Genomic DNA, 26,155 nt, shown 5'->3' with positions numbered 1-26,155 from the left:
AGAACAACAATGCGTGATGCAGTCATCGTTTCGGTCGCCCGCACCCCCATCGGCCGGGCCTACAAGGGCGCCTTCAATGCCACGCCCGGCGCCACGCTCGGCGCGCTTTCGCTGAAGGCCGCCATCGAGCGCGCCGGGATCGAAGGCGCGGAAGTGGACGACGTGGTGTGGGGCGCCGCGCTCCAGCAGGGCGCGCAGAGCACCAATATCGCGCGGCAGGTGGCCTTGCGCGCCGGCCTTCCGGTCAGCGTCTCGGCCATGAGCATGGACCGCCAGTGCTCGTCCGGCCTGATGTCCATCGCCACCGCCAGCAAGCAGGTGGTGATCGACCGCATGGACGTGGTCGCGGCCGGCGGGCAGGATTCGATCAGCCTCGTCCAGACCAAGGACATGCGCGTGCAGCCCGATCCGTCGCTGAAGGCGATGCACCCGGCGATCTACATGCCGATGCTGCAAACCGCTGAAATCGTGGGGCAACGCTATGGCATCAGCCGCGAAGCCTGCGACGAATACGCGCTGCAATCGCAGCAGCGCACCGCCGCCGCGCAGGCTGCGGGCAAGTTCGACGACGAGATCGTCTCCTGCACCACCACGATGGGCGTTCAGGACAAGGCGACCGGCGAAATCTCCATGAAGGAGATCACGCTCGCCAAGGACGAAGGCAACCGGCCCGAAACCACGCTGGAGGGGCTGCAAAGCCTGAAGCCGGTGGTCGAAGGCGGCATCGTCACCGCCGGCAACGCCAGCCAGCTTTCGGACGGTTCCGCCGCCGCGGTGGTGATGGAAGCGGGGCTGGCCGCGAAGAAGGGGCTGGCGCCGCTGGGCCGCTACCTGGGCATGGCGGTGGCCGGCACCGAGCCTGACGAAATGGGCATCGGCCCGGTCTTCGCGATTCCCAAGCTGCTGGGCCGCTTCGGGCTGAAGATGGACGACATCGGGCTGTGGGAACTGAACGAGGCGTTCGCCGTGCAGGTGCTCTATTGCCGCGACAAGCTGGGCATTCCCAATGACTTGCTCAACGTCAACGGCGGCTCGATCTCGATCGGCCACCCCTATGGAATGACCGGCGCGCGTTGCACCGCGCACGCGCTGATCGAAGGCAAGCGCCGCGGCGCGAAGCACGTCGTGGTGACGATGTGCGTGGGCGGCGGCATGGGCGCCGCGGGCCTGTTCGAGGTGCTGTGAGGCGCATGACCTGAACGACACCTAACGACACCTGACCGCACCCGACGGTGCGCGAAACCGGCCCGGGAGCGCGCAAAAGCGCCCCCCGGGCCGTCCTTCGTTCAGAGCACGAGATCGGCGGCGGTCAGCGAGGTCACGCCGGCCAGCACGATCGCCAGTTCGGGCGCCGCGCTGGCATTGATGCTGGCGTAGAGCGTGTGGCTCGCCGCGTCGAACCACACCACGCCGCCCGACACGCCATCGACCGGGGCGGTGGCGGAGAACGTGAATGCCTCGTTGCCGGGGGTGCCCTTCACCGCGTCGATCGCGGACAGGTCGATGCGGTCGCCGGCGGTGAAGTCGGTGATCGTGTCGACCTTGCCGCGCTGCGAATCGCCGGGCAGCAGATAGGCGAAGGTGTCGCTGCCGGCGCCGCCGGTCAGCGTGTCCGCTCCGGCACCGCCGGTCAGGCTGTCGTTGCCCTCGCCGCCGAGCAGGTCGTCGCCGCCGTCACCGCCGGCGAGGACATCGTTACCCACGCCGCCGCGCAGCACGTCGGTGCCGGCGCCGCCGTTGAGCGCGTCGTCGCCTTCGCCGCCCGCGAGGTGGTCATCGCCTTCCTCGCCGAACAGCTTGTCGTTGCCCGCATCGCCCGAGAGATCGTCGTTGCCAAGGCCGCCGCGCAGGGCGTCGCCGTCGAGCCCGCCCGAAAGCGTATCGTCGCCTGCCTGCCCGAGCAGCCGGTCCGCCCCCGCGCCGCCGACGAGATGATCGTTGCCGTTGCCGCCATCGAGCAGGTCGCCGCCTGCGCCGCCGGCCAGATCGTCTGCACCGTCGCCGCCGAACAGCTTGTCCGCGCCGTCGTTGCCGTCGAGAATGTCGGTGCCGGTGCCGCCGTCGAGCACGTCGTCGCCGCCATCGCCGACCAGCACGTCATCGCCGGAACCGCCGTCGAGCACGTCCTTGCCCGCGCCGCCGAACAGGTCGTCGTTGCCGCTGCCGCCGTGCAGCGTGTCCGCACCGGCATTGCCCGAAAGGTGATCGTCGCCCGCGCCGCCGTGCAGCGTGTTCTTGCCGGCATCGCCGCGCACGACATCGTCATTGGAGCCGTCGCCATCCTGGTCGCCCGGCACGCCGTCTTCACCCTGCTCGCTGCCGGGATCGTTGATGACCTTGCCGTCGAGCGTGGTGAACACCACGTCGCCGCGGTTGTAGAACGAGGCATCGTCGGTGAGATCGGGCGTCTGCACGAACGTGCGGACCTTGATGTAGCTGGGCGTGGTGGTCGTCAGCGTGACGGTGTTCACCGCGTCATAGGCCAGCTGCTGGTTCGGGCGGAGCACCTGGAGTTCCAGCGCGCTGCCATCGACTTCGTACATCTGGATCGGATTGGCGTCGGTGACGAATTTCAAGATCTGCTTCATGGCGGTCCCCTTCCTTGCGGAGGAGCCTGCGAGGACGCGCGAATCGGCCGGTCCGCCGCGTTCCTGTCCCCCGGCAGGCTCCTGTCCCGCATAGGGACACAGGGCGACAGAACCGCGACGGAGACGTTCATCGGGCGTTCACCCGCCGGGCACCGTTCCGGTGCCCTCTTTCAGTCGCCCAGCGCCTCGCGCTTGCCCGGACGGGGCGCGAAACCGTGCATTCCCATCCACCACTGGAAGGCGATGATTCCGCCCTTGGCCGGACGCAGCAGCCCGATCAGCAGGACCAGCGCCATCAGGGCCACCAGCGCCATCATCGCGGGCGCGGACAGGCTGGTGTGGAGGCCGAGCGCGATGATCACCGGCGCCATGATATGGCCCGTCAGCAGGATCGAGACGTAAGGCGGGAAATCGTCTGCGCTGTGCAGAGTCCAGTCCTGCGCGCAGGCAGGGCAGCGCTCCACCGGCTTGAGGAAGCCGGCGAACAGCGCCGCACCGCCGCAGCGCGGGCACTGACCGCGCATTCCGCGGCCCAGCGCCTGCGGCAGGCTGCGGGGAAGCGTGGTGAGCGCGGTTCCGGGCATCGTGCCGTCAGGTCTTGGCGAAGGGGTTCTTCGGGCTGCGCAAGTTCAGCCGGATCGGAACCGCTTCAAAGCCCAGTTCACGGCGGATGCCGTTGACGAGGTAACGGCGATAGCTTTCAGGCAGCTGGTCCAGCCGGGTGCCGAACAGGACGAAGCCCGGCGGGCGGGTCTTGGCCTGGGTGATGTAGCGCAGCTTGATCCGGCGGCCACCGGGCGCGGGCGGCGGATTGGCCGCCAGCGCATCGTCGAACCAGCGGTTGAGCGCGGCGGTGGGCACGCGCTTGCTCCATGCGTCGCGGATGTCGAACGCGGCGGTCAGCATCGCGTCCAGCCCCTTGCCCGTGCGCGCGGAGACGGCGACCAGCGGCACGCCGCGCACCTGCGCCAGGCCTTCGTCGAGCGCGGCGCGGATGCCGTTGAACAACCCGCTGCTGTCCTCGGCAATGTCCCACTTGTTGATCGCGATGATCAGCGCGCGGCCTTCCTCGACCACCATCGAGGCGATCTTGAGATCCTGATGTTCCAGCCCGCGCGTGGCATCGAGCAGCAGCACCACGACTTCGGCGAAATCGATGGCGCGGCGCGCATCGGCCACCGAGAGCTTTTCCAGCTTTTCGATGACGTTCGACTTCTTGCGCATCCCGGCGGTGTCGATCAGGCGGACCGGGCGGTATTCTTCCTGCGTGGGATCGAACCACTGCCAGTCGATCGCGATCGAATCGCGCGTGATCCCGGCTTCCGGCCCGGTCAGCAGGCGATTTTCGCCCAGCAGCTTGTTGATCAGCGTGGACTTGCCCGCATTGGGGCGGCCAACGATGGCCAGCTTGAGAATCGCCTTGGGATCGTAAGCCGGCTCATCCTCGCCCGCTTCACCTGCCTCGGCTTCGTCCTCGTCCTCGCTTTCGCCCACGTGGGGCAGAAGCGCCTCGAACAGGTCGCCAAGGCCCTGCCCGTGTTCAGCGGAGAAGGCGATCGGTTCGCCAAAGCCCAGCGCGAAGGCATCGTAGAGGCCGGGATCGCCGGCGCGGCCCTCGGCCTTGTTCGCGAGGAGGATCACCGGGATCGAACTGGTGCGCAGGTAGCGGCCGATTTCCTCGTCGAGCGGGGTGATCCCCGCACGCGCATCGACCACGAACAGCGCGATGTCCGCGCCCACCAGCGAGGCTTCGGTCTGCTGCCGCATCCGGCCGGGCAGAGTCGAGGGATCCGTGTCCTCCCAGCCCGCCGTATCGACGATGGTGAATTCAAGGCCGAGCAGGCTGGCGTCGCCGAAGCGGCGGTCACGCGTGACACCGGGCTGGTCGTCGACGAGCGCGAGCTTTTTGCCGACCAACCGGTTGAACAGCGTAGACTTGCCGACATTGGGTCGGCCGATGATGATCACCTGGGGTCGCATGGCCTTCCCGTGGCCCTAATGCGCGCCGAACGCAAGGTTCGGATGGCCTGCGGGCCGTTTCATGGCATCCGAAACCACTTTTTAACCAACTGGCGGCCATCAAGGCGGCATGAAGGGATGGAACCGCCTTGTCCTTGCATCCGCGCTGGTGAGCCTGATGGCTCCGGCGGCGTTCGCGGCTCCCGTCAACCTGCTGCCGGCCATGGACGGGCAGACTTCCGCTTCCATGCAGGGTTCCTATGCGCGCGGCGCCTATGGACGGAACGAGGCCGACGACGGCGGGCTGGAATGCGTGCCTTATGCCCGGCAGGTTTCCGGCATCGCGATCTATGGCGACGCACTGACCTGGTGGGGCCAGGCCGAGGGGCGCTATGCCCGCGGCACCCGCCCCCGGGCGGGCGCGGTGATGAGCTTCGCGCCGCACGGCGCAATGCGGCTGGGCCATGTCGCCGCGGTGAGCCGGGTGATCGACCGGCGCACGGTGCTGCTGCGCCATGCCAACTGGTCGCCCATCGATGGACGGCGCGGGCAGATCGAGAACGACGTGCGCGCGGTGGACGTGTCCCCCGCCAACGACTGGAGCGAAGTGCGCGTGTGGTATGCCCCGCTGGGCGACCTGGGCACCACGCACTGGCCGGTCAACGGCTTCATCTACAACGAAAAGATCAAAAGCGATCGGCCGGTGGTGCTGGCTTCGGCGGATATGCCGGCGGCGCTGGCGCGCGCGCCGTTCCGTTCGCGCATCGGTGCAGACTTCCTGGCCGGGATCGTGCCGGAAACCGCAGCCGCTGCCGCGAGGCCACGCGCGCAGATCGCGCCGCAGCGGCGGATGCTGGTGGCCGATGCATCGCCACAAACGAAAACGAGCGCGCCCGCCCGGATGGGAGAGCCGCGCTCGCTTCGTGACGATCCGATCGGGCGAATCATCGCCAGCCGGATGCGCTGACGCCTCAGAGCGTCGTGAAGATCGCTCCGAAATCCTTGTTGCCGCCGCCGGCTTCGACGAAGGCTTCGTAGATCGCCTTGGCGTGCTCGCCCATCGGCACCTTGGCCCCTGCGGTCGCGGCGCCTTCCATGGCGAGGCGCAGATCCTTGAGCATCAGTGCCGAGGCGAAGCCGCCCGCATAGCCGTTGTCGGCCGGGCTGGCGGCGCCGATCCCCGGTGCGGGGGTGTAATCGTTGAGCGACCAGCAGTAGCCCGTCGACTTGGACGAGATCTCGTAGAACTTCTGCGGATCGAGGCCGGCCTTTTCCGCCAGCGCGAGCGCTTCGCACGTGCCGATCATGTGGATCGCGAGCAGCATGTTGTTGCACATCTTGGCAACCTGCCCGGCGCCGATCTCGCCCGCGTGGATCACCGCCTTGGCCATCGGTTCGAGCACGGCCTTGGCCTTCTCGAACGTGGCATCCGAAGCGCCGACCATGAACGTCAGCGTGCCGCCGTTGGCGGCGGCAATGCCGCCCGAAACCGGAGCGTCGGCCATTTCATAGCCCGCATCGGCGGCAAGGGCCGCCACTTCGCGCGCGGTGGCGAGGTCGATGGTCGAGCAATCGAGGAACAGCGCGCCCTTGGGTGCCTTGCCGATCACGTCGTTGGTGTAGACGCTCTTCACGATGCCGCCGTTGGGCAGCATGGTCACGACCGCGTCGACGCCGGCAACGGCCTCGGGCACGGTGGTGAAGGTGCCGCAGCCGTTCTCGGCCGCCTTGGCCAGCGCGTCGGCCGAAAGATCGAACGCGTGGACTTCATGCCCCGCCTTGACGAGGTTCGCGGCCATGCCGCCACCCATGTTGCCAAGGCCGATGAATGCGATCTTCATGGTCTTACTTCCCCTTCCACACGCCGGGGCGCTTTTCGATGAAGGCCTTCATGCCTTCGGCCTTGTCCTCGCTCGCGGTGAGGATCTGGAAGGCGCGGCGTTCGAACAGCAGGCCCTGGTCCAGCGTGGTCTCGAACGCGGCGTTGACCATTTCCTTGTTCACCTTGGCGGCCATCGGCGGCATCGCGGCGATCACGGCAGCGGTCTTGAGTGCATCGTCCAGCAGATCGGCCAGCGGCACGACGCGGGTGACAAGGCCCGAACGCTCGGCTTCCGCGGCGTCCATCATGCGGCCGGTGAGGCACATGTCCATCGCCTTGGCCTTGCCCACGGCCTTGGTCAGGCGCTGCGAGCCGCCCATGCCCGGCGCAACGCCCAGCTTGATCTCGGGCTGGCCGAACTTGGCGTTTTCCGACGCGATGATGAAGTCCGCCATCATGGCGAGTTCGCAGCCGCCGCCCAGCGCGAAGCCGTTGACCGCCGCGATCCACGGCTTGCGCGTGGTCTTGACGAGGTGGCTGGTCCACTTCGAGAAGAAGTCCTCGTTGTAGAAATCGGAGGCCGGCTTGTCGGCCATTTCCTTGATGTCGGCGCCGGCCGCGAAGGCCTTCTCGCCCGCGCCGGTCAGCACGGCGCAGCCCTGCGAGGCATCGGCCTCGAACGCGGCGAAAGCGTCGATCAGTTCGCCCAGCACCTGCGAGTTCAGCGCGTTGAGCGACTGCGGACGGTTGAGCGTGATGAGGGTGACGGCACCCTTCTGTTCGACGAGGATCGTTTCGTAGTCTGCCATGTCAGTCCTCCCGGAGGTCGGTTCGTGCGGCCGTTCAGGCCAGCGGCTGCCATTCCTCGCCCGCGGGAAGCGGTGCGAAGATGTTGGCGATGAGATCGTCGGTCACGCCTTCGGGCGTGGCCGGGTTCCATTGCGGCGCGTTGTCCTTGTCGACGATGACCGCGCGCACGCCTTCGGCGAAATCGGGCAGGGTCAGCACGCGGCTGGCGATGCGATATTCCATCACCATGTTCGCGGCGAAATCGGCGCACTTCAGGCTGTCCGCCAGCTGGCGCAGCGCGACCTTGCAGGTCTGCGGGCTCTTGGTGGCGAGCGTCTTGAGCGTTTCCTGCGCGAAATCGCTGCCGTCCGCCTTCAGCGCGGCGAGGATGTCCTCGTAGCGGTCGGAAGCGAAGAGGCGTTCGATCGCATCGGCATGGGCGGCGATCTTCGCGGCTGGCGGCACGGCCGACAGTTCGCGCAGGATGGCCGGGATCGCGGCGGGATCGGCGGCGATGCGGGCCTTGGCCTCGGCCACGTTTTCCGCCGGCAGGTAGTGCGTGGCAAGCCCCGCCCAGACGCATTCCGCGCCGTCGAGCCGCGCGCCGGTGAGCGCGAGATACTGGCCGAGCCGGCCCTTGAGGCGCGACAGGAACCAGCCGCCGCCGACGTCGGGGAACAGGCCGATGCCGGTTTCGGGCATGGCAAGGCGGGTCGCCTCGGTCGCGACGCGGTGGCTGGCCGGGCCGGAAATGCCCACGCCGCCGCCCATGGTGATGCCGTCCATGAACGTCACCACGGGCTTGCCGTAGCTCTGGATCAGGTGATTGAGCTGGTATTCATCGTGGAAGAACTTGCGGCCCGAGACGCCGCCGTCGTTCAGCGCCGAATTGCGCAGGAAGGCGATGTCGCCCCCCGCGCAGAAGCCGCGGCCTTCGGAATGGTCGATCACCACGGCCTGCACCGCCGGATCGGCCTGCCATGCCTGCATCGCCGCGACCATGGCGTGCACCATGTCGAGATTGAGCGCGTGGATCGCCTTGGGACGGTTGAGCGAGAGGACGCCGACGGCGCCCTCCTTCTTCACGAGGACGTCGTCGGTCACTTGAGCAGGTCCCTTCCCACGATCATGCGCATGACCTCGTTGGTGCCTTCGAGGATGCGGTGGACGCGCAGATCGCGCCAGAAGCGTTCGATCGGATAGTCGCGCAGGTAGCCGTAGCCGCCGAACAGCTGGAGCGCCTGGTCGACGATCTGCGAGCCGTTGTCGGTGGCGAGCTTCTTGGCCATGGCCGAGAAGCGGGTCTTGTCCGGCGCGCCCTGCGTGACCTTGGCGGCGGCGAGATAGAGCAGCGCGCGCGCGGCTTCCAGATCGGTCGCCATGTCGGCCAGGGTGAACTGGGTGTTCTGGAATTCGGCGATCGACTTGCCGAACTGCTTGCGATCCTTGACGTACTGGATCGCTTCATCGAGGCAGCGCTGCGCGCCGCCCAGCGAGCAGGCGCCGATGTTGAGGCGGCCGCCGTCGAGGCCGGCCATCGCGAACTTGAAGCCGTCGCCTTCGGCGCCGACGCGGTTCGCCACGGGCACGCGCACGTTGTCGAAGATCACCTGCGCGGTGGGCGAGGCGTTCCAGCCCAGCTTCTTTTCCGGCGCGCCGAAGCTGACGCCGGGCATGTCCTTGTCGATCACCAGGCACGAGATGCCGCGCGCGCTGTCATCGCCGGTGCGGACCATGGTGACGTAGATGTCGTTCACGCCGCCGCCCGAGATGAACTGCTTGGTGCCGTTGACGACATAGTGATCGCCATCGAGACGCGCGGTGGTCTTGAGCGCCGCCGCGTCCGACCCCGAGCCGGGTTCGGTAAGGCAGTAGCTGGCCATCAGGTCCATGGTGACGAGGCTGGGCAGGTAGCGTCCCTTGATCTCGTCGCCGCCGAACTTGTCGATCATCCACGAAGCCATGTTGTGGATCGAGATGAAGGCGCTGGTCGCGGGACAGCCATAGGACATGGCTTCCATGATGAGCGCGGCTTCAAGCCGGCCGAGGCCGATCCCGCCCGATTCCTCGCTGACGTAGATCGCGGCGAAGCCAAGCTCTGCCGCGGCCTTGATCGTTTCCCGCGGAAAAGTGTGGTCTTCGTCCCACTGCGCCGCGAACGGGGTGATCGCGTCCGCGGTAAAGCGGCGCGCCATGTCCTGAATGGCGATCTGGTCTTCGGTCAGCGCGAACTGATCGGTCATGGTCCCTTCCCTCCGGACGGTTCAACCGCCCTTTCAAGCAAGCGTTTAATGTCAGCAGGGCGCGCCTATTGCCGCACCCCGCCGGTGTCCAGCCTCACCCACAGGCAATGCTGGTAATGGACATCTTCTCGTCATAGCCGACCGTCACCCGGTCGCCTCTGAAATCCATGGTAACGGCCATGCCCGGCGCGACCCAGCGCAGGTTGCGCGCGCCGGTCGCGGCAAGGATCTGCGCGCCAAGTTCTGCCGAGGCGGTGCGGCCGAGGAAAGCCTGCCCGGCATCGCGGTTGCAGGTTTCCTGCGGCACGGGCGAAGGCGCGGAAACGGCCGGCGCAGGGGTCTGCGCGCAGGCTGCCGTGGCCGCGGCGAGCGAGAGAAGCAGGATGGTCTTGTGCATGATCGCCCCCTTACCCGCAGATCGTATACTTGAGCGGCCCCGGCATCGCGTCCGCGCCGTATTCGCGGCGGACCAGCGTCTTGCCGCCGTCCTGCACTTCGAGCACTTCGTCGCGCTGCCAGGTCATGCCCTCGCCCGAAAAGGCAAAGGCGGCGCGGATGCGGGTGTCGCTGCGCTCCTTGACGCTGGCGAGCTTGCCGACCGATTCGTAGAACTTGAGGCTGGCGGCATCGACCACCAGCAGCCCCTTGGCCTCACCCCTTGTCGAGGTGCAATCAGCCGGGACAAGACCCCAGCGGCCGCGTGCAGCCATCGGGATCGAGGCTTCCGTCGAGGCAGCCGGTGCGGGGCTCGCGGCGTCGGAGACATCGGGCCGGGAAGCATCGGACTCAGCCGGCGCCGCGCTTGCCGAAGCCGGCGCCTCGCTGGAGGCCGCCGCGGCTTCGGAAGCCGTCCCGCTCGCTTCGGGCGCAGGCGCCTGCGGCTCGCCAGAGCAGGCGGCGAGCGCGAGAGCCAGAAGCGGGGCGGGGGTCAGTTTTCGCATCATGTCAGGATCCTTCCGGTGCGGTTGGCATTGGACATGGCAACGCGCACCGGAGGCTTCCTTTCCTGATCCGTCAGCCCATCGTCGGGATGACGAAGGCGTTGCCGCCGTCCGGCGAACCGTCGGGCCAGCGCTGCGTGACGGTCTTGACCTTGGTCCAGAACTTCACGCCTTCCATGCCGTGCTGGTTGGTGTCACCGAAGGCCGAACGCTTCCAGCCGCCAAAGGTGTGGTAGGCAACCGGCACCGGGATCGGCACGTTGATGCCGACCATGCCGACGTTGACGCGGGCGGCGAATTCACGCGCGGCGTGGCCGTTGCGCGTGAAGATGGCGACGCCGTTGCCATACTGGTGCTTCGACGGCAGCTCGAGCGCTTCCTCGAAGTTCTTGGCGCGGACGATCTGTAGGACCGGGCCGAAGATCTCGTTGTGGTAGCTGTCCATGTCTGCGGTGACGTGGTCGATCAGCGTCGGGCCGACGAAGAAGCCCTTCTCGTGGCCCTGCAGCGTGAAGCCGCGACCGTCGATGACCAGTTCGCCGCCTTCTTCGACGCACTTGCCGATCCAGCTTTCGACCTTCTCCTTGTGCGCCTGGGTCACGACCGGACCGTAGTGCGCTTCAGGATCGGTCGAGATGCCGACGCGCAGGGCGTTGATCGCGGGGATCAGCTTGGCCTTGAGCTTCTCGGCGGTTTCCTCGCCAACGGGGACGACAACCGGGAGCGCCATGCAGCGTTCGCCGGCCGAGCCGAAAGCCGCGCCGCACAGGTCGTTGACGACCTGGTCGAGATCGGCGTCGGGCATGACGATGCCGTGGTTCTTGGCGCCGCCCATGGCCTGCACGCGCTTGCCGGCGGCCACGCCGCGGTTGTAGACGTAGTGCGCGATGTCGGACGAACCGACGAAGCTGATCGCACCGATCGCCGGGTGATCGAGGATCGCGTCGACCATTTCCTTGTCGCCGTGGACGACCTGGCAGATGCCTTCGGGCAGACCGGCTTCGATGAACAGTTCAGCGAGACGAACGGGAACCGAGGGATCGCGCTCCGACGGCTTGATGATGAAGGCGTTGCCCGTGGCGATGGCGATGGCCGACATCCACAGCGGGATCATGCCGGGGAAGTTGAACGGGGTGATGCCCGCGCCGATGCCGATCGGGTGACGGGTCGAATAGACGTCGATGCCCGGGCCGGCGCCGTGGGTATATTCACCCTTCATCACGTGCGGCAGGCCGCAGGCGAACTCCACGACTTCCAGACCGCGCTGGATGTCGCCCTTCGAGTCGGCGATGACCTTGCCATGTTCGGCCGACAGCGTGCGCGCCAGCTCGTCCATGTTGGCTTCGACCAGTTCCTTGAAGCGGAACATCACGCGGGCGCGGCGCTGCGGGTTGGTGGCGGCCCACTTGGGCTGCGCGGCCAGCGCGGCCTGCACGGCACGCTCCAGCGTCTCGGCGGTGCCGAGCGCGACCTGCGCCTGCACGCCGCCGTTGTTAGGATCGAAAACGTCGCCCTTGCGGGCGGGCTCGCCGCCGGAACCGCCGACGATGAAATGGTCGATGAGGCGCATGGAAATCCTCTCCTCTGGAAATGCCAGCGCCTCCTGCACCCACGCCCGGTTGCAAGCAACGGACGAAAATGCGAGGTTCACCTGCAATTATGCAGGTACCCGACTGGAACGACTTTCAGGCCTTCCTCGCCGTTGCGCGCAACGGCCAGCTGGCGCGCGCCGCCGCCGCGATGGGAGTGGACGCCACCACCGTGGGCCGGCGGCTGCGGCGGCTGGAGGCGCGCGCGGGCGCCACACTGTTCGAACAGACGCGCGAAGGGCAGGTGCTGACCGAGGCAGGCGAGGCGATGCTGGCCGAAGTGGAAGCGATGGAGCAGGCCGCAAGCCGCATCGCCGAACACGCCGCCACCGGCGGCGGCCCGGCGGGACTGCTGCGGGTCAGCCTGTCCGAAGGCTTCGCCAGCTGGATCGTGGCGCCCGCGCTGCCCGCATTCATCGATTCGCACCCGCGCCTGATGGTAGACCTTGTCGCCAGCTCGGGCTTCCTCAGCCCGTCGAAGCGCGAGGCAGACCTGGCCGTCACGCTGTCGCGGCCGCGTGCCGGGCCGGTGATCGCAGGCAAGCTGTCGGACTATGCGCTGCGGCTCTATGCCACGCGCGGCTACCTGGCGCGGCGGGGCACCCCGGAGCGGCCCGGCGATCTGGCGCGCGGGCACCGGCTGGTGGGCTACATCCCCGACCTGCTCTACGCGCCCGAACTGCGATACCTCGCGGAAATCGAGCCGGACCTTTCCGCCACGGTGCGCTCAAGCTCGATCAATGCGCAGCACCGGATGATCGCGGCGGGGGCGGGCATCGGCGTGCTGCCGTGCTTCATCGGCGATGCGGACAAGTGGCTGGTGCCGGTGCTTCCCGAACAGCGAATCACCCGCACGTTCTGGCTGGTGACGCACAAGGACACGCACAACCTGGCCCGCGTGCGCGCGTTCAAGGATTGGCTGACCGCGCTGGTCGCGCGGGAACGCGGCCGGCTGCTGGCGTGATGGGCCGGGGGCATCAGGTCACGCCTAAGGCGCGACCTGATCAGCCGTTACTTCGCGACGGGGGCGTCTTCGCCCAGGTCTTCGTACCATGCCTCGACCGTGCCGCTCAACTTGAGCGTCAGGGGGTTGCCCTTGCGGTCCATGGTCTTGCCGGCCTGCACGCGCACCCAGCCTTCGGAAATGCAGTATTCCTCGACATTGTTGCGCACCACGCCCTTGAAGCGGATGCCGATGCCGCGGCCCAGCTTGTCCGCATCGAAATACGGGCTGCGCGGATGGATCGCGAGGCGATCGGGGGGGACATCGCCGGAAGTCGAGGCGAGGCCGGCGTTTTCGGGCGTGGTGGTTTCTTCGGTCATGGTCGCCGCAAATATCTTGATCGCCCCACTTGTCAATCGAACGCCAAGGTCGTAGAGGCGCGCCCCTGCCCCGGCGATTGCCGGCCAGACGTCCGGCCGCATGGCCAAGGGACGGGCGCGTAGCTCAGTGGTAGAGCACACCCTTCACACGGGTGGGGTCGCAGGTTCAATCCCTGCCGCGCCCACCATTTCCTTCCCCTTGACCTCGATCAAGGCAGGCCTTTCGGAAATGGTGCTGAGGCTGCTCCTGCAAGACAGGAGACTGCATCATGGCCAACGTGGGCCAAATCGACCGGATCAATCGCATCGTCCTCGGCCTCGTGCTGATCATTCTGGCGCTCGTAGTGCCGGGAGCGACGTGGGCCTGGCTGGGGCTGGTGCCGCTGGTGACGGGCCTTGTGGGCTATTGCCCGCTCTACCGGCTGCTGCACATCGACCACCGCCTGCATCACTGATCGCGTGCGGCACGCGCCCCGCGCTTGCATCGTGCGGGGCGCGGCGGCATAGCCCGGCGCCATGCACGACATCCGCCTGATCCGCGAAAATCCGGAAGCCTTCGACGCCGCCCTCGCCCGCCGGGGAGTGGCGCCGGTGGCCGCATCCATCCTCGCGCTCGACGCCGCGCGCCGCGATGTCGCCACGCGGATGCAGGAATCGCAGGCCCGCCGCAACGAAGCCAGCAAGGCGATCGGCGCGGCGATGGGCAAGGGCGGCAAGGACACCACCGAGGCGCTGAAGGCCGAAGTCGCCGCTCTGAAGAGCGAACTGCCCGCGCTGGAGGAGGAGGAACGCCGCCTCACCGCCGAGCAGAACACCGCTCTGGCCGCCTGGCCCAACCTGCCCGACGCGGAGGTGCCCGAAGGCGAGGACGAGACGCAGAACGTCGAGGTGAGCCGCTGGGGCACCCCGCGCGAGTTCGCTTTCGCGCCGCGCGAACATGCCGACATCGGCCCGGCGCTGGGGCTGGACTTCGAGACCGGCGCGGCGATTTCCGGCGCGCGCTTCACGTTCCTGAAGGGCCAGATGGCGCGCCTGCACCGCGCGCTGGCGCAGTTCATGCTCGACCGCCAGACCGAAGTGAACGGCTATGAGGAGTGCCTGCCACCGCTGCTGGTGAAGGACGAAGCGGTGTTCGGCACCGGGCAGCTGCCCAAGTTCGCCGAGGACCTGTTCCGCACCACCGATGGCCGCTGGCTGATCCCCACCGCCGAAGTTTCGCTGACCAACGCGGTGCGCGAGCAGATCCTGGCCGACGCCGCGCTGCCGCTGCGGATGACCGCACTGACGCCGTGCTTCCGCTCGGAAGCCGGATCGGCCGGGCGCGACACGCGCGGGTTCATCCGCCAGCACCAGTTCGAGAAGGTCGAACTCGTCTCGATCTGCAAGCCCGAGGATTCGGAAGCCGAGCACGAGCGCATGACGGGCGCGGCCGAATCGATCCTGCAGGCGCTGGGCCTGCCCTATCGCAAGGTGCTGCTTTGCGCCGGGGACATGGGCTTCACCGCGCGCAAGACCTATGACCTTGAAGTCTGGCTGCCGGGCCAGGGCGCCTACCGCGAGATTTCGTCCTGTTCGAACTGCGGCGACTTCCAGGCGCGGCGCATGAACGCGCGCTACCGCCCGGACGGCGCAAAGGGCACCGAGTTCGTCCACACGCTCAACGGATCGGGCCTCGCGGTGGGTCGCACGCTGGTGGCGGTTCTGGAGAACTACCAGCAGAACGACGGCTCGGTCGACGTGCCCGAGGCGCTGCGGGCCTATACCGGCGGGCTGACCCGGCTGGTGCCGCAGGGCTGATGCCCCGCCTTGCCGCCATGCTTCTGCTGGTGGCGGCGGCCCCGGCGTTCGCGGCGCCTTCTGACGGGGCGCCGTATGGAGCGCCGATCGTCGCGTGGAACTATACCGTGCGCGAGGGCGACAGCTTCCTGTCGATCGCGCGCCGGATGGGCGTGACGATGAAGGCGCTCGCCGAGGCCAACGCGGTGCCTTATCCCTACACGGTGCGGACCGGACAGGTGCTCAAGCGGCCAGGTCCGGCGGGCGCCCCTGTGCCCGTCGCATCGCCCGCGCCCCGATCCGGGCCGCGCGCCGCCCTACCGGTCCGCGCGGCGCCCGCGCCCCGGCCCCTGCCCGAGCCGCTACCCCGCCATGACCGCGAAATGGGCGCGCCGCGGCTTTCCTGGCCGACATCGGGGGCAGTGATCGGTCGCTTCGGCGTGCCAGCGAAAGGCCGGCCGAACAACGGCATGGACCTGGCCGCCTTTGCAGGCATGACCGTCCATGCGGCAGCGGCCGGCCGGGTGCTGTTCGCGGGGACCGAGCCCGAACGCTTCGGGCAGCTGATCCTCATCGACCACGGCGGCGGCTGGGTGACCGCCTATGGCTATCTGGGCAAAGTGGCGGTGACGGAAGGCCAGGCGGTTGCCGCGCGGCAGGTGATCGCGCGGATCGGCGCCACCGGCGAGGCGATGAAGCCCACGCTCCATTTCGAGGTGCGCAAGGACAACGCGCCCCGCGATCCTTACACCTACCTGCCGGTCAGGCTTTGAACGCCCAGAACACCAGGCCCATCGCGAAATAGACGGCGAGCCAGCAGCCCGCATCGAGCAGGGCGAGGCGCGTGCTGATTCGCTGGTGGGTATAGCTGACCCACAGCGAGGGGATGACGAAAGCCCCGGCCAGCCCGACCGACATCATGAAATAAAGCCAGGGCTTCACGCTGAGCGTTTCGCTGCCGACGCGGGCGAACATATGGCCCATCATCGAGGCGGAAACGAACAGCAGCGTCGCCGTGAGCGCCACGGTACGTCCCGGCGCGCGGCGCACGCCAAGACCGCCGGGGCCGACTTCCTCAAGCCGGGCGCGGCCGAACAGCGGGCCGTACCAGACAGCGGAAACGATCAGCGCGGCCAGCACAGCAACAATCACCGCCAGCCAGTTTACAGGACCCATGCTTTCTCTTCCCTTGCCCCGCGGCGACTGCGTAACCGCTTGATCCGCCTTTTGCAAATCGCCTCCGGAGGCGGCTGGACACAGCCATGGGTGACTGTTCAGGCGAATCCCGCTATGGGCCGGCCGCAACATGGCTTCCCAAACTCCCCCGATCGCAATTCCCGACCAGCCCCGCGTGGGCATGGTCAGCCTCGGCTGCCCAAAGGCGCTGGTCGACTCCGAGCGTATCCTGACCCGCCTGCGCGCGGACGGCTATGCGATGAGCCCGGACTACGCGGGCGCGGACGTGGTGCTGGTGAACACCTGCGGCTTCCTCGATTCGGCCAAGGAGGAAAGCCTGGCCGCGATCGGCGAGGCGATTGCCGAAAACGGGCGCGTGATCGTGACCGGGTGCATGGGCAACGAGGCGGACGCGATCCGCGCGAAGTTCCCGCAGGTGCTCGCCGTGACGGGCGCGCACCAGTACGAAGCGGTGGTCGAGGCGGTGCACGAAGCCGCGCCGCCCAGCATGGGTCCGTATATCGACCTGATTCCGCAGGCGGACCCGGGCGACGTCAAGCTGACCCCGCGCCACTACAGCTACCTGAAGATTTCCGAGGGCTGCAACCACGCCTGCGCGTTCTGCATCATCCCTTCGCTGCGCGGCAAGCTGGCCAGCCGGCGCATCGACGCGGTGCTGCGCGAGGCCGAAAAGCTCGTCGCGGCGGGCACCAGGGAACTGCTGGTGATCAGCCAGGACACCTCTGCCTATGGCGTGGACGTGCGCCACGAGGAGCGGCAGTGGAAGGGCCGCGCGGTGCGCACGCACATGACCGACCTGGCGCGCGAACTGGGCCAGCTGCGCACGCCCGATGGCCAGACGCCGTGGGTGCGGCTGCACTATGTCTACCCCTATCCCCACGTCGATGCGGTGATCCCGCTGATGGCCGAGGGGCTGGTGACGCCCTATCTCGACATCCCGTTCCAGCACGCCAGCCCCAACGTGCTGCGCGCGATGAAGCGCCCGGCGAACGAGGCCAAGGTGCTGGAGCGCATCAAGGCATGGCGCGAAATCTGCCCCGACCTGGCGATCCGCTCCAGCTTCGTCGTCGGCTTCCCCGGCGAGACCGAGGCCGACTTCCAGTACCTGCTCGATTGGCTGGATGAAGCCCAGCTCGACCGCGTGGGCGCGTTCCGTTTCGAGCCGGTGGCTGGTGCGGCGGCGAACGACCTGCCCGACCAGGTGCCCGAGGAGGTCAAGGAAGAACGCTACGCGCGGATCATGGCCAAGACCGAGGCGATCAGCGCGGCGAAGCTGGCCGCCAAGGTGGGCCGGACAATCCGCGTGATCGTGGACGAAGTGGGCGAGCCGGACGAAGAAGGCGACATCGGCGCCACCGCCCGATCGCAGGCCGATGCGCCCGAGATCGACGGCGCGGTCTATCTGCGCGACGTGCCCGCCACGCTGAAGGCCGGGGACTTTGCCGATGTGCTGATCGAGGACGCCGACGCGCATGACCTGTTCGGCGTGATCGTCTGACGCGGTCCGGGAGCATGGCGATAGGCGAGGTTCGGCTGGAGCGGGATGGCGCCGGAATTGCGGTGCTGCGCTTCGACAATCCACCGCATGGGTTCCTGGACGGCGCGATGACCGCTGCGCTGGACGAACATCTTGCCGCGCTGGCGCAGGACGATGCCTTGCGCGCGCTGATCCTCACCGGCGCGCAGGACGGCGTGCTGATCCGCCATTTCGACCTTGGCGAACTGGCCGGCGCGGCCGAGGCCATTGCCGCCAGCCCGGCCGATCCGGCGGCAACGTGGCGCGATTCGATCTTTCACCAGATCACCCGGCGGCTGGAAACGCTGGACGTGCCGGTGATCGCCGCGATCAACGGGGACTGCATGGGCGTGGGCTTCGAACTGGCGCTCGCCTGCGATATCCGGCTGGCACGGCGGGGTGCCTACACCATCGGCCTGCCCGAAATGCACATCGCGATGTTCCCCGGCGGCGGCGGCACGGTGCGGCTGGCACGGCTGCTCGGCCCGGCGCGTGCGCTGGAACTGATCGGCATGGCGCGCGTGGTCGATCCCGAAGAAGCCGCGCGGCTGGGGATGGTCAACGCGGCGGTCGACGAGCCGCTGGACGCGGCGCTGGCCATGGCGCGCAAGTTCGCGTCGCTTTCGCGCAGCGCGCTGGCGGGGGCCAAGCGCATCGTTCATGCCAGCGCCGACCTGGCCATCGAGGACGCGCTGACACTGGAGCAGCGCATGGTGAACGCCCGCCTTGGCAGCGCAGAAGTTCGCGCCGTGCTGGGCCGCTATGCCGAAACCGGCGCGGACCTGCGCCGGCCCCTTCCCTAGAGCCGATCAAGATCCAGCAGGCGCGGGTCACCCCGCCACGCGCGTTCCAGCGCGGCTTCGGCGGCTTTCGCTTCGATCCGGTGCCCCAGCGCCGCTTCCGCCTGCGCCAGGCCATGGAGCGCCCAGCCGCTGTCCGGCGCCATCAGCAGCGCCTGGCGGAAGGCATCGCGCGCCTCCTCCGGCTTGCCGGCGCGCAGCAGCGCTGCGCCCAGTGACTGGCCGACCGGGTAATACCAGTAGGGCGGCTCCTGATAGGGGATGGTCGCCTCGATCTTCATCGCCGCGCGGTAGTGATCCGCGGCCGCTTCGAACTGGCCCTGCGCGTAGGCTTGCCGTCCGCGCGCGACATAGGCGGCAAGGCGGATCAGGTCGGCAGCGGGCAACCCCTGCGCGGCGAGCGGTGCCAGGGCGGGATCGTCGGCCAGCCGTTCCATCGCGCCCAGTTCCACCGCAAAACCCGCGCGGTCGCGCTGGCGCGCGCGGGCGACGGCGCGGGCATAGTGCCACATGGCGGTGACATAGGGCATATCCGCCGCGGGCCTGGGCAGCGCGAGGATCTGCGCGGCGCTGGCCCCTTGCGCATAGGCGAAGGCCGGCGCGGCAATGATGCCCTGAATCCAGACAAAGCGCCGCGCGACGTCGTTCGACAGGATGCGCGAGAGCCGGTCCGCCTCGCGCACGGCGAGCGCGAGATCGCCCGCCTGCTGCGCCGACGCCACGATGAAGTGGACGTTGTGCGGATAATAGCCATAGCGATACATCCCATCGTCGTGGACGCGGGCGAGGTAAGCTTCGTCCGCACGGGCCGCGGCGATGTTGGTGCGGATCGAATCCGCATAGCGCCCGATGCGGTAGTAGATGTGCGAGGGCATGTGCACGAGATGGCCCGCCTGCGGCATGGCCGACAGCGCCAGCGCATCGGCCGCCTTTTCGGCGCGGGCCGGATCGGCATAATTTTCCATCAGGTGGACGTAGAGGTGCGCGGCCTGCTGGTGGCCGGGGTGCCGGGCCAGCACGCCTTCGACCAGCGACACCGCCTGCGCAATGCGCGGATTGGGAGTGCGGCGGCCCGCATCCCAGTAGTTCCAAGGGCTGGTATCCATGGCCGCTTCGGCCGCGAGCACCGCCACTTCGTCGTTGTCCGGCACCTTTCCGGCAACGCCCAGCATCGCATCGGCATAGGCGGCATCGAGCGCGGCACGGTCCGCCGCCGGATCGACCGCGTAGCGCCGGGCCAGCGCATCGACCAGCGCCCGGTCGAGCGGGGGCGCCGAAGCGGCGAGAGACTGCGCCCGGGCCAGCGCCGCCAGCGTGGCCGGGTTCTGCGCCACGTCCATCGGGGCGTTGATGTTGGGGCCATAGGCCAGCGCCTCTCCCCAGAAGCACAGCGCGCAATCGGGCGCGAGCGCCTGCGCGCGCCGGAACGAGGCGATCGCCGCCGCGTGGTTGAAATTGTAGGCCATGAGCAGGCCCTGGTCGAACCACGGACGGGCGGCGGGCGTGAGACCGGCGGGATCGAGCGCGGAACGAGGGACATCCGGATAGAGCGGCAAGGCTTCCAGCCCCGGCTGGACCGGCGCAAGCGCGGCGGCGAGGCGCAGGCGCTGGCGCAGCAGCGGTTCCGCACCAGGGGCCGGGCGGCAGGCCGCAGCAGCGGTGCGCGCGGGATCGAGCGCGGCCAGCGCGGCGGCCTCCGCCGGGTCCAGCCCGAGCCAGCGTGCAGACGATCCGGCAGCGCTTCCTGCCAGCAGAGCGGCAACGGCAATGACCATTCTGGCGCGCATCAATGCCTCCCCCGGGCCGATGGACCTGACCCGCGAAGACTACGCCGCTCCCCCGCTCCGCGCAATCGCGCCGGTTGCCGGGTTCAGGTCGTCGAACTGTCGCGCGGGCGGACATAGACGCGCGCGACGATCGGGAACGTGGTCGCCACTTCGCGTTCGATGGCCAGCACGACGCGCTCCACGTCGCGCGCGGTGATGGCATCCTCGAAATCGGCGCTGATGATGACCGTGACCATCGTGGGGGCGCTGTGCAGGGTGAGCACTTCGTGGACGCGGACGACGCCGGCGTGGGCGGCGGCGCGGCTGCGGATCGCCTCGACCATGGCCGGATCGGCGCTTTCCCCGATCAGCAGGCCTTTCGCCTCATAGAGCAGGATGACCGCCAGCCCGCCGAGGACAAGCCCGATCAGCACCGAGGCGAGGCCGTCCCAGAACGGATTGCCGGTGACGAGGCTGAGGGTGAGACCGGCGGCGGCAAAGGCGAGACCGATCAGCGCGCCCGAGTTCTCCAGCAGCAGGACCAGCGTGGGTGCGTCCTTGGTCTTGCGGATCTCGGCCCAGATCGAGCCGCGACGGGTCTTGTTGAAATCGGCCAGAGCAGCGACGGTGGACCAGCCTTCGAGCGCGGCGGCGACGCCCAGCACGATGAACGCGATCAGCGGGCTGGTGGCGTGTTCCGGCGCGATGATGTGCAGGATGCCTTCATAGACCGACACGCCCGCGCCGAGCGAGAACACGAGGATCGCGACAATGAACGACCAGAAATACAGCTCTCGTCCATAGCCGAACGGGTGCGTGGCGTCGGGCGCCTTGCGCGATTGCTTGCGGCCATAGAGCAGGAGGAGCTGGTTGGTCGAATCGACGAGGCTGTGAATGCCTTCGGTGAGCATCGCCGAAGAGCCGGTGACCGCGGCCGCGCCGAACTTGGCCACCGCGATGCCGACATTGGCGCCGAGCGCGATGAGAATGGTCTTGGTCGAACCGCCGGCCATGGATGCTCCTGAAGGTAAGGGCTAGAGCCAGCCGATGCGGCGGAAACGCCAGAACAGCCCGCCGCAGATCGACACGATAACGCCCCAGACGAGGAAGTAGCCATAGTGCCACTTCAGTTCCGGGATGTAGTCGAAATTCATGCCGTAGATGCCCGCGATGGCGGTCGGCACGGCCAGGATGGCGGCCCACGCGGCCAGCTGGCGGGTCATGTCGCCCTGCCGGTGCTGTTCGAGCAGCGCCGCAGTTTCGACAATGGCGGCGAGCGTTTCCTTCAGCCCGCGCATCCGCGCCATCACCCGGCGCACGTGATCGAGCACGTCGCGGAACCAGATACGGGCGGCAGGGTCGATGGTGGGCAGGTCGGCCTGCGCGAGCCGCTCGACCATTTCCTCCATCGGGCCGATCACCCGCTCGAACCGCCGCAGCTGGCGGCGCAGGCGGAAGATGCGGCGGATCGTGACGGGGCCGGGAAAGGCATCGATCGCGGCCTCCTCCATATCCTGCGCGATGTCCTCCAGCCGGTCCATGATCGGCAGGTAGCCATCGACGATAAAGTCCAGCACGGCGTGGAGCACATAGTCAGCGCCTTCGGCCAGCCGCTCGGCATCGCCTTCCAGTTCGCGCCGCAGCTCGACATGGGCGCGGGTGCTGCCGAAGCGCACGGAGATGACGAAATCGGCGCCGATGAAGCACGCGGTCTGGCCATAGCCGATGGTCTCGCCATCCTCGAGCGCGGCGGTGCGCGCCACGACGAACAGCTGTTTGCCATAGACATCGACCTTGGGCAGCTGGCGCGGATTGAGCGCGTCCTCCACCGCGAGCGGGTGGAGGCCATACTGGCGGCGCACCAGCTCCATCTCCTCCACCGAAGGCTCGCACAGCCCGATCCAGTCGAAACAGCCGCCTTCGAGGCACTGGCGCGGCTGACCGTCCAGTTCGATTTCGACTTCGTGGGCCTTTCCGGCGAAATAGCGGCGCGCGGCAACAATCATGGGCCCTTCCTGTCGCCTGGGACGCCAAAACGCAATCGGGCTGGATTTTGCGCGCGGAGCGGCTAACATCCCTGTCAATAAGAAGACGGGCCAGACAAGGGCCAGATCGGTGGAGAGTCGGATGGGCGTGGAAATCAAGCTGGATGCGGGCGTGGAACCGGATATCGACGTGGCCATCGTCGGCGCGGGCATTTCCGGCATCGGCATGGCCGCGCATATGCAGAAGATCTGCCCCGATCGCAGCTACGCCATCCTTGAGCGCCGGGAGAGCATCGGCGGCACCTGGGACCTGTTCCGCTATCCCGGCGTGCGTTCGGACAGCGACATGCACACGCTGGGCTTCGTGTTCGAGCCGTGGCGGCATGAAAAGGCCATCGCCGACGGGCCGTCGATCCTCGAATACCTCAATCGCATTGCCGATGAGCGCCACATCCGGCCGCACATCCGCTTCGGCACCAAGGTCGTCTCGGCCGACTGGGACAGCGCGAGCGCGCGCTGGCTGCTGGTGACCGAGGACGGAGGCGGGCGCCGCCACGCGTCGACCGCGCGGTTCCTCTATCTCGGCTCGGGCTATTACGATTACGACACGCCGTTCGAGGCCGACCTTCCCGGCAGGGACGATTTCAAGGGCACGCTGGTCCACCCCCAGTTCTGGCCCGAAGACCTCGACTATGCCGGCAAGCGCGTGGTGGTGATCGGATCGGGCGCAACCGCGGTGACGATCGTGCCATCGATGGCGAAGGACGCGGCGCACGTGACCATGCTCCAGCGCACGCCGACCTGGTACGCCTCGCGTCCGGCGCGCGATGCTTTCGCCAACTGGCTGCGCAAGTGGCTGCCCGATCGCATCGCCTATGCCGTCACCCGCTTCAAGAACGTGCGGTTGCAGAACTTCTTCTACAAGCGTGCGCGCAGCCAGCCGGAAAAGGTCAAGGCGTTCCTGACGCAGAAGCTGAAGGAGATGCTGGGCGACAAGTACGACGCCAAGGCTTTCACCCCGCCCTACAACCCGTGGGAACAGCGCCTGTGCCTGGTGCCCGATGCCGACCTGTTCGAGGCGATCAAGGCGGACAAGGCCTCGGTCGTGACCGACCGGATCGAGCGCATCGACGCGACCGGCATCCAACTCGCCTCGGGCCAGCATCTCGATGCCGACGTGATCGTCACCGCCACCGGGCTGAAGCTGGCGGTCGCGGGCAAGATCGCGCTGTCGATGGACGGCGTGCCGATCGACCTGTCGGACCACTATTACTACAAGGGCGTGATGTTCTCGAACCTGCCCAACCTTGCGGCGGTGTTCGGCTATCTCAACGCATCGTGGACGCTGCGCGCGGACATCAATGCGGACTACGTCTGCCGCCTGCTCAACCGGATGAAGGACACCGGCCGCGACGTGGCGACCCCGGTGCTGCCCGACGAGAGCAAGCTGGTGTTCGACGACGTGTTCGATTTCTCGTCCGGCTACCTGATGCGCGGCAAGCACCTTCAGCCCAAAAGCGCGACCGACCTGCGCTGGCGCCTGAACCAGGACTATGTGCGCGACCGCGCCTTCATGAAGACCGACCCCGTGGACGACGGAATCCTCACCCTGTCACAGGCGGAGCCGGCCGTGGCCGGACTGCACGTGCGGGAGGCGGCCGAATAGTCACGCTTGCTTGCAGGAACGATTTGGCTATCGGTAGCTGCCGATGACTGACCAATCCCGCATCTGGACCGCCGCGCTGATCGTGATCGGGGATGAAATCCTCTCCGGCCGAACGCAGGACAAGAACATCGCGCAGATCGCCACCTGGCTCGGCGTGCAGGGCATCCGCCTGCGCGAAGTGCGCGTGGTGCCCGACGTGGTGGACGCCATCGTGGAGGCCGTGAACACGCTGCGTGCGCGCAACGACTACCTGTTCACCACCGGCGGGATCGGTCCGACGCACGACGACATCACCGTGGACGCCATCGCCGCCGCGCTGGGCGTGGATGTGGTGATCCATCCCAAGGCGCGGGCGGTGCTGGAAGGCTACTACGCTTCGCGCGGAGGGCTGACCGATGCGCGCCTGCGCATGGCGCGCGTGCCGGCGGGCGCCGACCTGATCGAGAACCGGATGTCCGGCGCGCCGGGGATCAAGGCCGAGAACATCTACATCATGGCGGGCGTCCCCTCGATCACCGCGGGGATGCTCGACGGGCTGACCGGCACGCTGGAAGGCGGGCTGCCGCTGCTGTCCACCACCATCGGCTGCTGGGTGGCGGAAAGCGAGATTGCCGACCTGCTGGGCCAGACCGAAAAGGCGCACGAGGGCTGCCAGATCGGCAGCTACCCGTTCTTCCGCGAAGGGCGCACCGGCGCCAACTTCGTGATCCGCTCGACCAACGCGGACGAACTCGCCGCCTGCGCCAGGGCGCTGGAGGAGGGCCTTGCGGCAGTCGGTCGCCCCCCGGTGCCGGGGGGTATCTGAGCGGAAGCCGCGCGGTGCTTCCGCGCACGCGCGAGGCGATCGGGCTGATCGCGGCAGCCTCGCTGGCGGGCTGCGCGCCGTCGCAGCTTCACCGCTTCCAGCAGGCACTGCGCGCACGTGACAGCGCCACGGCGGCGCTGTCCGACTGGTGCCGCGTGCAGGGCATTGCCGCCTCTCCCGAAATCCGCGCCATCGTGGACCGCGCCGCCGTGGAGGCGCCCGATGCGGAAACCCGCGCGCTGCTGGGCATCGGTGCGGACGAGCCGGTGGGCTTTCGCCACGTGCGGCTGGCCTGCGGCGGCACCGTGCTGTCCGAGGCCAAGAACTGGTACGTGCCCGCGCGGCTGACGCCCGAGATGAACCGCGCGCTGGAAACCGGCGACGTGCCCTTCGGCAAAGTCGTGGCCCCGCTGGGCTTCCGGCGCGAGCGCCTGTCCGAACACGCCGGCGGCTGGCCCGGCTGCCCGGCCGACACCGTGCTGTCGCATCGCGGGCTCTTGCGCCTGACAGATGGGAGAGCCATCAGCCTGGTTATAGAGTGTTATACAAAAGCGAACTTCGCGAAAAAGGGATGAGGACATGAGCGAACTGGTGCTGATTGAAAAGCGGGACAACGTGGCCGTGGTCACGCTCAACCGTCCCGAGGCGATGAACGCCCTGTCACGCGGGCTGCGCGATGCGCTGGCACAGGCGATGCAGCAGGTGGCCGCCGATCCCGACGTGTCGGTGGTGGTGCTGACCGGCGCCGGCGAGCGCGCGTTCTGCGCGGGACTGGACCTCAAGGAACTGGGCACCGAAGGCGGCCTTGGCGCGGTGGCACCGCAGGCGGGCGAGCCGGCCGATCCGGTCCACGCCATCGAACATTGCCCCAAGCCCGTGATCGGCGCGATCAACGGCGTTGCCATCACCGGCGGCTTCGAAGTCGCCATTGCCTGCGACGTGCTGATCGCCAGCGACAAGGCACGCTTTGCCGATACGCACGCGCGCGTGGGCATCCTGCCCGGCTGGGGTCTGTCGCAGAAGCTGCCGCGCCTGATCGGCATCGGCCGCTACAAGGAAATGGCCTTCACCGGTAATTTCATCGACGCGGCGAAGGCGCTGGAATGGGGCCTGGTCAACCGCGTGGTGCCGGCCGGCGAACTGCTCGACACCGCGCTCGCGCTGGCCGCTGAAATGGCGACGATCCCGGCGGCCACGCTGTCCGCCTACAAGGCCCAGATCGATGGCGGCAATGCGCTGGCCTATGGCGAAGGGCGCACCCACGAGAAGGCGCAGAGCCGCGCCTTTTCTGCCGCAGTCACGCCCGAGCAGATCGCCAGCCGCGTGGCGGGCGTGCAGGCACGCGGACGCACGCAGGCGAACTGATCGCCCTTCCCGACACGGCTTGAGG

Annotated in this window: 27 protein-coding genes and 1 tRNA gene; 13 read left to right on the top strand and 15 right to left on the bottom strand. The window is 68.1% G+C overall.

Features of this window, described 5'->3' with window-relative positions; translation table 11 throughout:
• Nucleotides 1-9 precede the first annotated feature (9 nt).
• Complete coding sequence (locus OLX02_RS13760) at nucleotides 10-1,185, top strand: acetyl-CoA C-acyltransferase (protein WP_264423717.1); 1,176 nt, start codon at nucleotides 10-12, stop codon at nucleotides 1,183-1,185.
• A 101-nt stretch (nucleotides 1,186-1,286) separates the two neighbouring features.
• Here OLX02_RS13760 and OLX02_RS13755 read toward each other — a convergent pair whose 3' ends face one another.
• The 3 genes from OLX02_RS13755 to der form a co-directional block, all read right to left on the bottom strand.
• Nucleotides 1,287-2,588 (bottom strand): calcium-binding protein, encoded by a 1,302-nt coding sequence (locus OLX02_RS13755; RefSeq protein WP_264423715.1) that lies wholly within the window; start codon nucleotides 2,586-2,588, stop codon nucleotides 1,287-1,289.
• Nucleotides 2,589-2,758: 170 nt separating this feature from the next.
• On the bottom strand, nucleotides 2,759-3,172 hold the full coding sequence (locus OLX02_RS13750) for a DUF983 domain-containing protein (RefSeq protein ID WP_264423713.1): 414 nt from the start codon (nucleotides 3,170-3,172) through the stop codon (nucleotides 2,759-2,761).
• A gap of 7 nt (nucleotides 3,173-3,179) precedes the next feature.
• On the bottom strand, nucleotides 3,180-4,568 hold the full coding sequence (der, locus tag OLX02_RS13745; RefSeq protein ID WP_264423711.1) for a ribosome biogenesis GTPase Der: 1,389 nt from the start codon (nucleotides 4,566-4,568) through the stop codon (nucleotides 3,180-3,182).
• Between the two features lie 109 nt (nucleotides 4,569-4,677).
• On the opposite strand from der, the gene OLX02_RS13740 reads away from it, so the two are divergent.
• Nucleotides 4,678-5,514, top strand: coding sequence for a CHAP domain-containing protein (locus OLX02_RS13740; RefSeq protein ID WP_413630264.1), 837 nt, complete (start codon nucleotides 4,678-4,680; stop codon nucleotides 5,512-5,514).
• Nucleotides 5,515-5,518: 4 nt separating this feature from the next.
• Here OLX02_RS13740 and mmsB read toward each other — a convergent pair whose 3' ends face one another.
• The 7 genes from mmsB to OLX02_RS13705 all read right to left on the bottom strand — a co-directional run bounded on the left by mmsB (nucleotide 5,519) and on the right by OLX02_RS13705 (nucleotide 11,912).
• Entirely contained in the window at nucleotides 5,519-6,388 is an 870-nt protein-coding gene (mmsB, locus tag OLX02_RS13735) for a 3-hydroxyisobutyrate dehydrogenase (RefSeq protein ID WP_264423709.1), read from the bottom strand.
• Between the two features lie 4 nt (nucleotides 6,389-6,392).
• Nucleotides 6,393-7,178, bottom strand: a complete 786-nt coding sequence (locus OLX02_RS13730) for an enoyl-CoA hydratase-related protein (RefSeq protein WP_264423708.1) — start codon at nucleotides 7,176-7,178, stop codon at nucleotides 6,393-6,395.
• Nucleotides 7,179-7,212: 34 nt separating this feature from the next.
• The gene (locus OLX02_RS13725; protein WP_264423706.1) at nucleotides 7,213-8,262 is read right to left on the bottom strand and encodes an enoyl-CoA hydratase/isomerase family protein; all 1,050 of its coding nucleotides are present in this window, start codon (nucleotides 8,260-8,262) and stop codon (nucleotides 7,213-7,215) included.
• Nucleotides 8,259-9,401 (bottom strand): acyl-CoA dehydrogenase family protein, encoded by a 1,143-nt coding sequence (locus tag OLX02_RS13720; protein WP_264423704.1) that lies wholly within the window; start codon nucleotides 9,399-9,401, stop codon nucleotides 8,259-8,261. The genes OLX02_RS13725 and OLX02_RS13720 overlap by 4 nt, the downstream gene beginning before the upstream one ends.
• A 94-nt stretch (nucleotides 9,402-9,495) precedes the next feature.
• Nucleotides 9,496-9,798 carry an I78 family peptidase inhibitor gene (locus OLX02_RS13715; RefSeq protein WP_264423702.1) on the bottom strand — a complete coding sequence of 101 codons (303 nt, stop codon included), beginning with the start codon at nucleotides 9,796-9,798 and terminating at the stop codon, nucleotides 9,496-9,498.
• A 10-nt stretch (nucleotides 9,799-9,808) separates the two neighbouring features.
• Nucleotides 9,809-10,345, bottom strand: coding sequence for a hypothetical protein (locus tag OLX02_RS13710; RefSeq protein ID WP_264423700.1), 537 nt, complete (start codon nucleotides 10,343-10,345; stop codon nucleotides 9,809-9,811).
• 70 nt (nucleotides 10,346-10,415) lie between these two features.
• The gene (locus OLX02_RS13705) at nucleotides 10,416-11,912 is read right to left on the bottom strand and encodes a CoA-acylating methylmalonate-semialdehyde dehydrogenase (protein WP_264423698.1); all 1,497 of its coding nucleotides are present in this window, start codon (nucleotides 11,910-11,912) and stop codon (nucleotides 10,416-10,418) included.
• A gap of 89 nt (nucleotides 11,913-12,001) precedes the next feature.
• On the opposite strand from OLX02_RS13705, the gene OLX02_RS13700 reads away from it, so the two are divergent.
• Nucleotides 12,002-12,895 (top strand): LysR family transcriptional regulator, encoded by an 894-nt coding sequence (locus OLX02_RS13700; RefSeq protein WP_264423696.1) that lies wholly within the window; start codon nucleotides 12,002-12,004, stop codon nucleotides 12,893-12,895.
• Nucleotides 12,896-12,942: 47 nt separating this feature from the next.
• Here the strand turns inward: OLX02_RS13700 and OLX02_RS13695 are convergent, their stop codons facing one another.
• Nucleotides 12,943-13,254, bottom strand: coding sequence for a DUF3297 family protein (locus OLX02_RS13695; RefSeq protein ID WP_264423694.1), 312 nt, complete (start codon nucleotides 13,252-13,254; stop codon nucleotides 12,943-12,945).
• Nucleotides 13,255-13,367: 113 nt separating this feature from the next.
• Here OLX02_RS13695 and OLX02_RS13690 point away from each other — a divergent pair.
• From OLX02_RS13690 to OLX02_RS13675, 4 genes are all read left to right on the top strand, one after another.
• A tRNA-Val gene (locus OLX02_RS13690) sits at nucleotides 13,368-13,442 on the top strand.
• Nucleotides 13,443-13,523: 81 nt separating this feature from the next.
• The gene (locus OLX02_RS13685) at nucleotides 13,524-13,709 is read left to right on the top strand and encodes a DUF2892 domain-containing protein (RefSeq protein ID WP_413630259.1); all 186 of its coding nucleotides are present in this window, start codon (nucleotides 13,524-13,526) and stop codon (nucleotides 13,707-13,709) included.
• Between the two features lie 61 nt (nucleotides 13,710-13,770).
• Nucleotides 13,771-15,051, top strand: coding sequence for a serine--tRNA ligase (gene serS / locus OLX02_RS13680; RefSeq protein ID WP_264423692.1), 1,281 nt, complete (start codon nucleotides 13,771-13,773; stop codon nucleotides 15,049-15,051).
• Complete coding sequence (locus OLX02_RS13675) at nucleotides 15,051-15,803, top strand: M23 family metallopeptidase (RefSeq protein WP_264423690.1); 753 nt, start codon at nucleotides 15,051-15,053, stop codon at nucleotides 15,801-15,803. The genes serS and OLX02_RS13675 overlap by 1 nt, the downstream gene beginning before the upstream one ends.
• Here the strand turns inward: OLX02_RS13675 and OLX02_RS13670 are convergent.
• Nucleotides 15,793-16,206, bottom strand: coding sequence for a DUF1761 domain-containing protein (locus tag OLX02_RS13670; RefSeq protein ID WP_264423688.1), 414 nt, complete (start codon nucleotides 16,204-16,206; stop codon nucleotides 15,793-15,795). The genes OLX02_RS13675 and OLX02_RS13670 overlap by 11 nt on opposite strands.
• A 130-nt stretch (nucleotides 16,207-16,336) precedes the next feature.
• On the opposite strand from OLX02_RS13670, the gene rimO reads away from it, so the two are divergent.
• Both rimO and OLX02_RS13660 read left to right on the top strand, forming a co-directional pair.
• The gene (rimO, locus tag OLX02_RS13665; protein WP_264423686.1) at nucleotides 16,337-17,725 is read left to right on the top strand and encodes a 30S ribosomal protein S12 methylthiotransferase RimO; all 1,389 of its coding nucleotides are present in this window, start codon (nucleotides 16,337-16,339) and stop codon (nucleotides 17,723-17,725) included.
• A gap of 14 nt (nucleotides 17,726-17,739) precedes the next feature.
• Nucleotides 17,740-18,546: an enoyl-CoA hydratase/isomerase family protein gene (locus tag OLX02_RS13660; RefSeq protein ID WP_264423684.1), complete on the top strand. Its 807-nt coding sequence runs from the start codon at nucleotides 17,740-17,742 to the stop codon at nucleotides 18,544-18,546.
• Here OLX02_RS13660 and OLX02_RS13655 read toward each other — a convergent pair.
• From OLX02_RS13655 to OLX02_RS13645, 3 genes are all read right to left on the bottom strand, one after another.
• A complete protein-coding gene (locus OLX02_RS13655) occupies nucleotides 18,543-20,330 on the bottom strand; it encodes a tetratricopeptide repeat protein (RefSeq protein ID WP_264423683.1) in 1,788 nt (595 codons plus the stop codon). The two genes, OLX02_RS13660 and OLX02_RS13655, sit on opposite strands and share 4 nt — an antisense overlap.
• A gap of 83 nt (nucleotides 20,331-20,413) precedes the next feature.
• Complete coding sequence (locus OLX02_RS13650) at nucleotides 20,414-21,322, bottom strand: cation diffusion facilitator family transporter (protein ID WP_264423681.1); 909 nt, start codon at nucleotides 21,320-21,322, stop codon at nucleotides 20,414-20,416.
• Between the two features lie 21 nt (nucleotides 21,323-21,343).
• Nucleotides 21,344-22,315, bottom strand: coding sequence for a magnesium and cobalt transport protein CorA (locus OLX02_RS13645; RefSeq protein WP_264423679.1), 972 nt, complete (start codon nucleotides 22,313-22,315; stop codon nucleotides 21,344-21,346).
• A gap of 121 nt (nucleotides 22,316-22,436) precedes the next feature.
• Here OLX02_RS13645 and OLX02_RS13640 point away from each other — a divergent pair, with 121 nt between their 5' ends.
• Genes OLX02_RS13640 through OLX02_RS13625 form a run of 4 tightly spaced genes read left to right on the top strand, consistent with a single transcriptional unit; the run spans nucleotide 22,437 to nucleotide 26,130 of the window.
• Nucleotides 22,437-23,960: a flavin-containing monooxygenase gene (locus tag OLX02_RS13640; protein ID WP_264423677.1), complete on the top strand. Its 1,524-nt coding sequence runs from the start codon at nucleotides 22,437-22,439 to the stop codon at nucleotides 23,958-23,960.
• Nucleotides 23,961-24,003: 43 nt separating this feature from the next.
• Nucleotides 24,004-24,765: a competence/damage-inducible protein A gene (locus OLX02_RS13635; protein ID WP_264423675.1), complete on the top strand. Its 762-nt coding sequence runs from the start codon at nucleotides 24,004-24,006 to the stop codon at nucleotides 24,763-24,765.
• A gap of 14 nt (nucleotides 24,766-24,779) precedes the next feature.
• The gene (locus OLX02_RS13630) at nucleotides 24,780-25,340 is read left to right on the top strand and encodes a chorismate--pyruvate lyase family protein (RefSeq protein ID WP_264423673.1); all 561 of its coding nucleotides are present in this window, start codon (nucleotides 24,780-24,782) and stop codon (nucleotides 25,338-25,340) included.
• Between the two features lie 4 nt (nucleotides 25,341-25,344).
• Nucleotides 25,345-26,130 (top strand): enoyl-CoA hydratase, encoded by a 786-nt coding sequence (locus OLX02_RS13625; protein WP_264423671.1) that lies wholly within the window; start codon nucleotides 25,345-25,347, stop codon nucleotides 26,128-26,130.
• Nucleotides 26,131-26,155: the final 25 nt, after the last annotated feature.

The sequence above is a fragment of the Novosphingobium sp. KCTC 2891 genome, from assembly GCF_025938155.1.
In the GTDB taxonomy this organism is placed as follows: Bacteria; Pseudomonadota; Alphaproteobacteria; order Sphingomonadales; family Sphingomonadaceae; genus Novosphingobium.
Note: the sequence above shows the minus strand (reverse complement) of the source record. Positions and strands in the feature narration are given on the sequence as shown.

Excerpts from the sequence above, each read along its gene's own strand:
- OLX02_RS13760 (WP_264423717.1), top strand. The coding sequence starts at position 10 with ATGCGTGATGCAGTCATCGTTTCGGTCGCCCGCACCCCCATCGGCCGG.
- OLX02_RS13755 (WP_264423715.1), bottom strand. The coding sequence starts at position 2,588 with ATGAAGCAGATCTTGAAATTCGTCACCGACGCCAATCCGATCCAGATG.
- OLX02_RS13750 (WP_264423713.1), bottom strand. The coding sequence starts at position 3,172 with ATGCCCGGAACCGCGCTCACCACGCTTCCCCGCAGCCTGCCGCAGGCG.
- der (WP_264423711.1), bottom strand. The coding sequence starts at position 4,568 with ATGCGACCCCAGGTGATCATCATCGGCCGACCCAATGTCGGCAAGTCT.
- OLX02_RS13740 (WP_413630264.1), top strand. The coding sequence starts at position 4,678 with ATGAAGGGATGGAACCGCCTTGTCCTTGCATCCGCGCTGGTGAGCCTG.
- mmsB (WP_264423709.1), bottom strand. The coding sequence starts at position 6,388 with ATGAAGATCGCATTCATCGGCCTTGGCAACATGGGTGGCGGCATGGCC.
- OLX02_RS13730 (WP_264423708.1), bottom strand. The coding sequence starts at position 7,178 with ATGGCAGACTACGAAACGATCCTCGTCGAACAGAAGGGTGCCGTCACC.
- OLX02_RS13720 (WP_264423704.1), bottom strand. The coding sequence starts at position 9,401 with ATGACCGATCAGTTCGCGCTGACCGAAGACCAGATCGCCATTCAGGAC.
- OLX02_RS13715 (WP_264423702.1), bottom strand. The coding sequence starts at position 9,798 with ATGCACAAGACCATCCTGCTTCTCTCGCTCGCCGCGGCCACGGCAGCC.
- OLX02_RS13710 (WP_264423700.1), bottom strand. The coding sequence starts at position 10,345 with ATGATGCGAAAACTGACCCCCGCCCCGCTTCTGGCTCTCGCGCTCGCC.
- OLX02_RS13705 (WP_264423698.1), bottom strand. The coding sequence starts at position 11,912 with ATGCGCCTCATCGACCATTTCATCGTCGGCGGTTCCGGCGGCGAGCCC.
- OLX02_RS13700 (WP_264423696.1), top strand. The coding sequence starts at position 12,002 with ATGCAGGTACCCGACTGGAACGACTTTCAGGCCTTCCTCGCCGTTGCG.
- OLX02_RS13695 (WP_264423694.1), bottom strand. The coding sequence starts at position 13,254 with ATGACCGAAGAAACCACCACGCCCGAAAACGCCGGCCTCGCCTCGACT.
- OLX02_RS13685 (WP_413630259.1), top strand. The coding sequence starts at position 13,524 with ATGGCCAACGTGGGCCAAATCGACCGGATCAATCGCATCGTCCTCGGC.
- serS (WP_264423692.1), top strand. The coding sequence starts at position 13,771 with ATGCACGACATCCGCCTGATCCGCGAAAATCCGGAAGCCTTCGACGCC.
- OLX02_RS13675 (WP_264423690.1), top strand. The coding sequence starts at position 15,051 with ATGCCCCGCCTTGCCGCCATGCTTCTGCTGGTGGCGGCGGCCCCGGCG.
- OLX02_RS13670 (WP_264423688.1), bottom strand. The coding sequence starts at position 16,206 with ATGGGTCCTGTAAACTGGCTGGCGGTGATTGTTGCTGTGCTGGCCGCG.
- rimO (WP_264423686.1), top strand. The coding sequence starts at position 16,337 with ATGGCTTCCCAAACTCCCCCGATCGCAATTCCCGACCAGCCCCGCGTG.
- OLX02_RS13660 (WP_264423684.1), top strand. The coding sequence starts at position 17,740 with ATGGCGATAGGCGAGGTTCGGCTGGAGCGGGATGGCGCCGGAATTGCG.
- OLX02_RS13655 (WP_264423683.1), bottom strand. The coding sequence starts at position 20,330 with ATGCGCGCCAGAATGGTCATTGCCGTTGCCGCTCTGCTGGCAGGAAGC.
- OLX02_RS13650 (WP_264423681.1), bottom strand. The coding sequence starts at position 21,322 with ATGGCCGGCGGTTCGACCAAGACCATTCTCATCGCGCTCGGCGCCAAT.
- OLX02_RS13645 (WP_264423679.1), bottom strand. The coding sequence starts at position 22,315 with ATGATTGTTGCCGCGCGCCGCTATTTCGCCGGAAAGGCCCACGAAGTC.
- OLX02_RS13640 (WP_264423677.1), top strand. The coding sequence starts at position 22,437 with ATGGGCGTGGAAATCAAGCTGGATGCGGGCGTGGAACCGGATATCGAC.
- OLX02_RS13635 (WP_264423675.1), top strand. The coding sequence starts at position 24,004 with ATGACTGACCAATCCCGCATCTGGACCGCCGCGCTGATCGTGATCGGG.
- OLX02_RS13625 (WP_264423671.1), top strand. The coding sequence starts at position 25,345 with ATGAGCGAACTGGTGCTGATTGAAAAGCGGGACAACGTGGCCGTGGTC.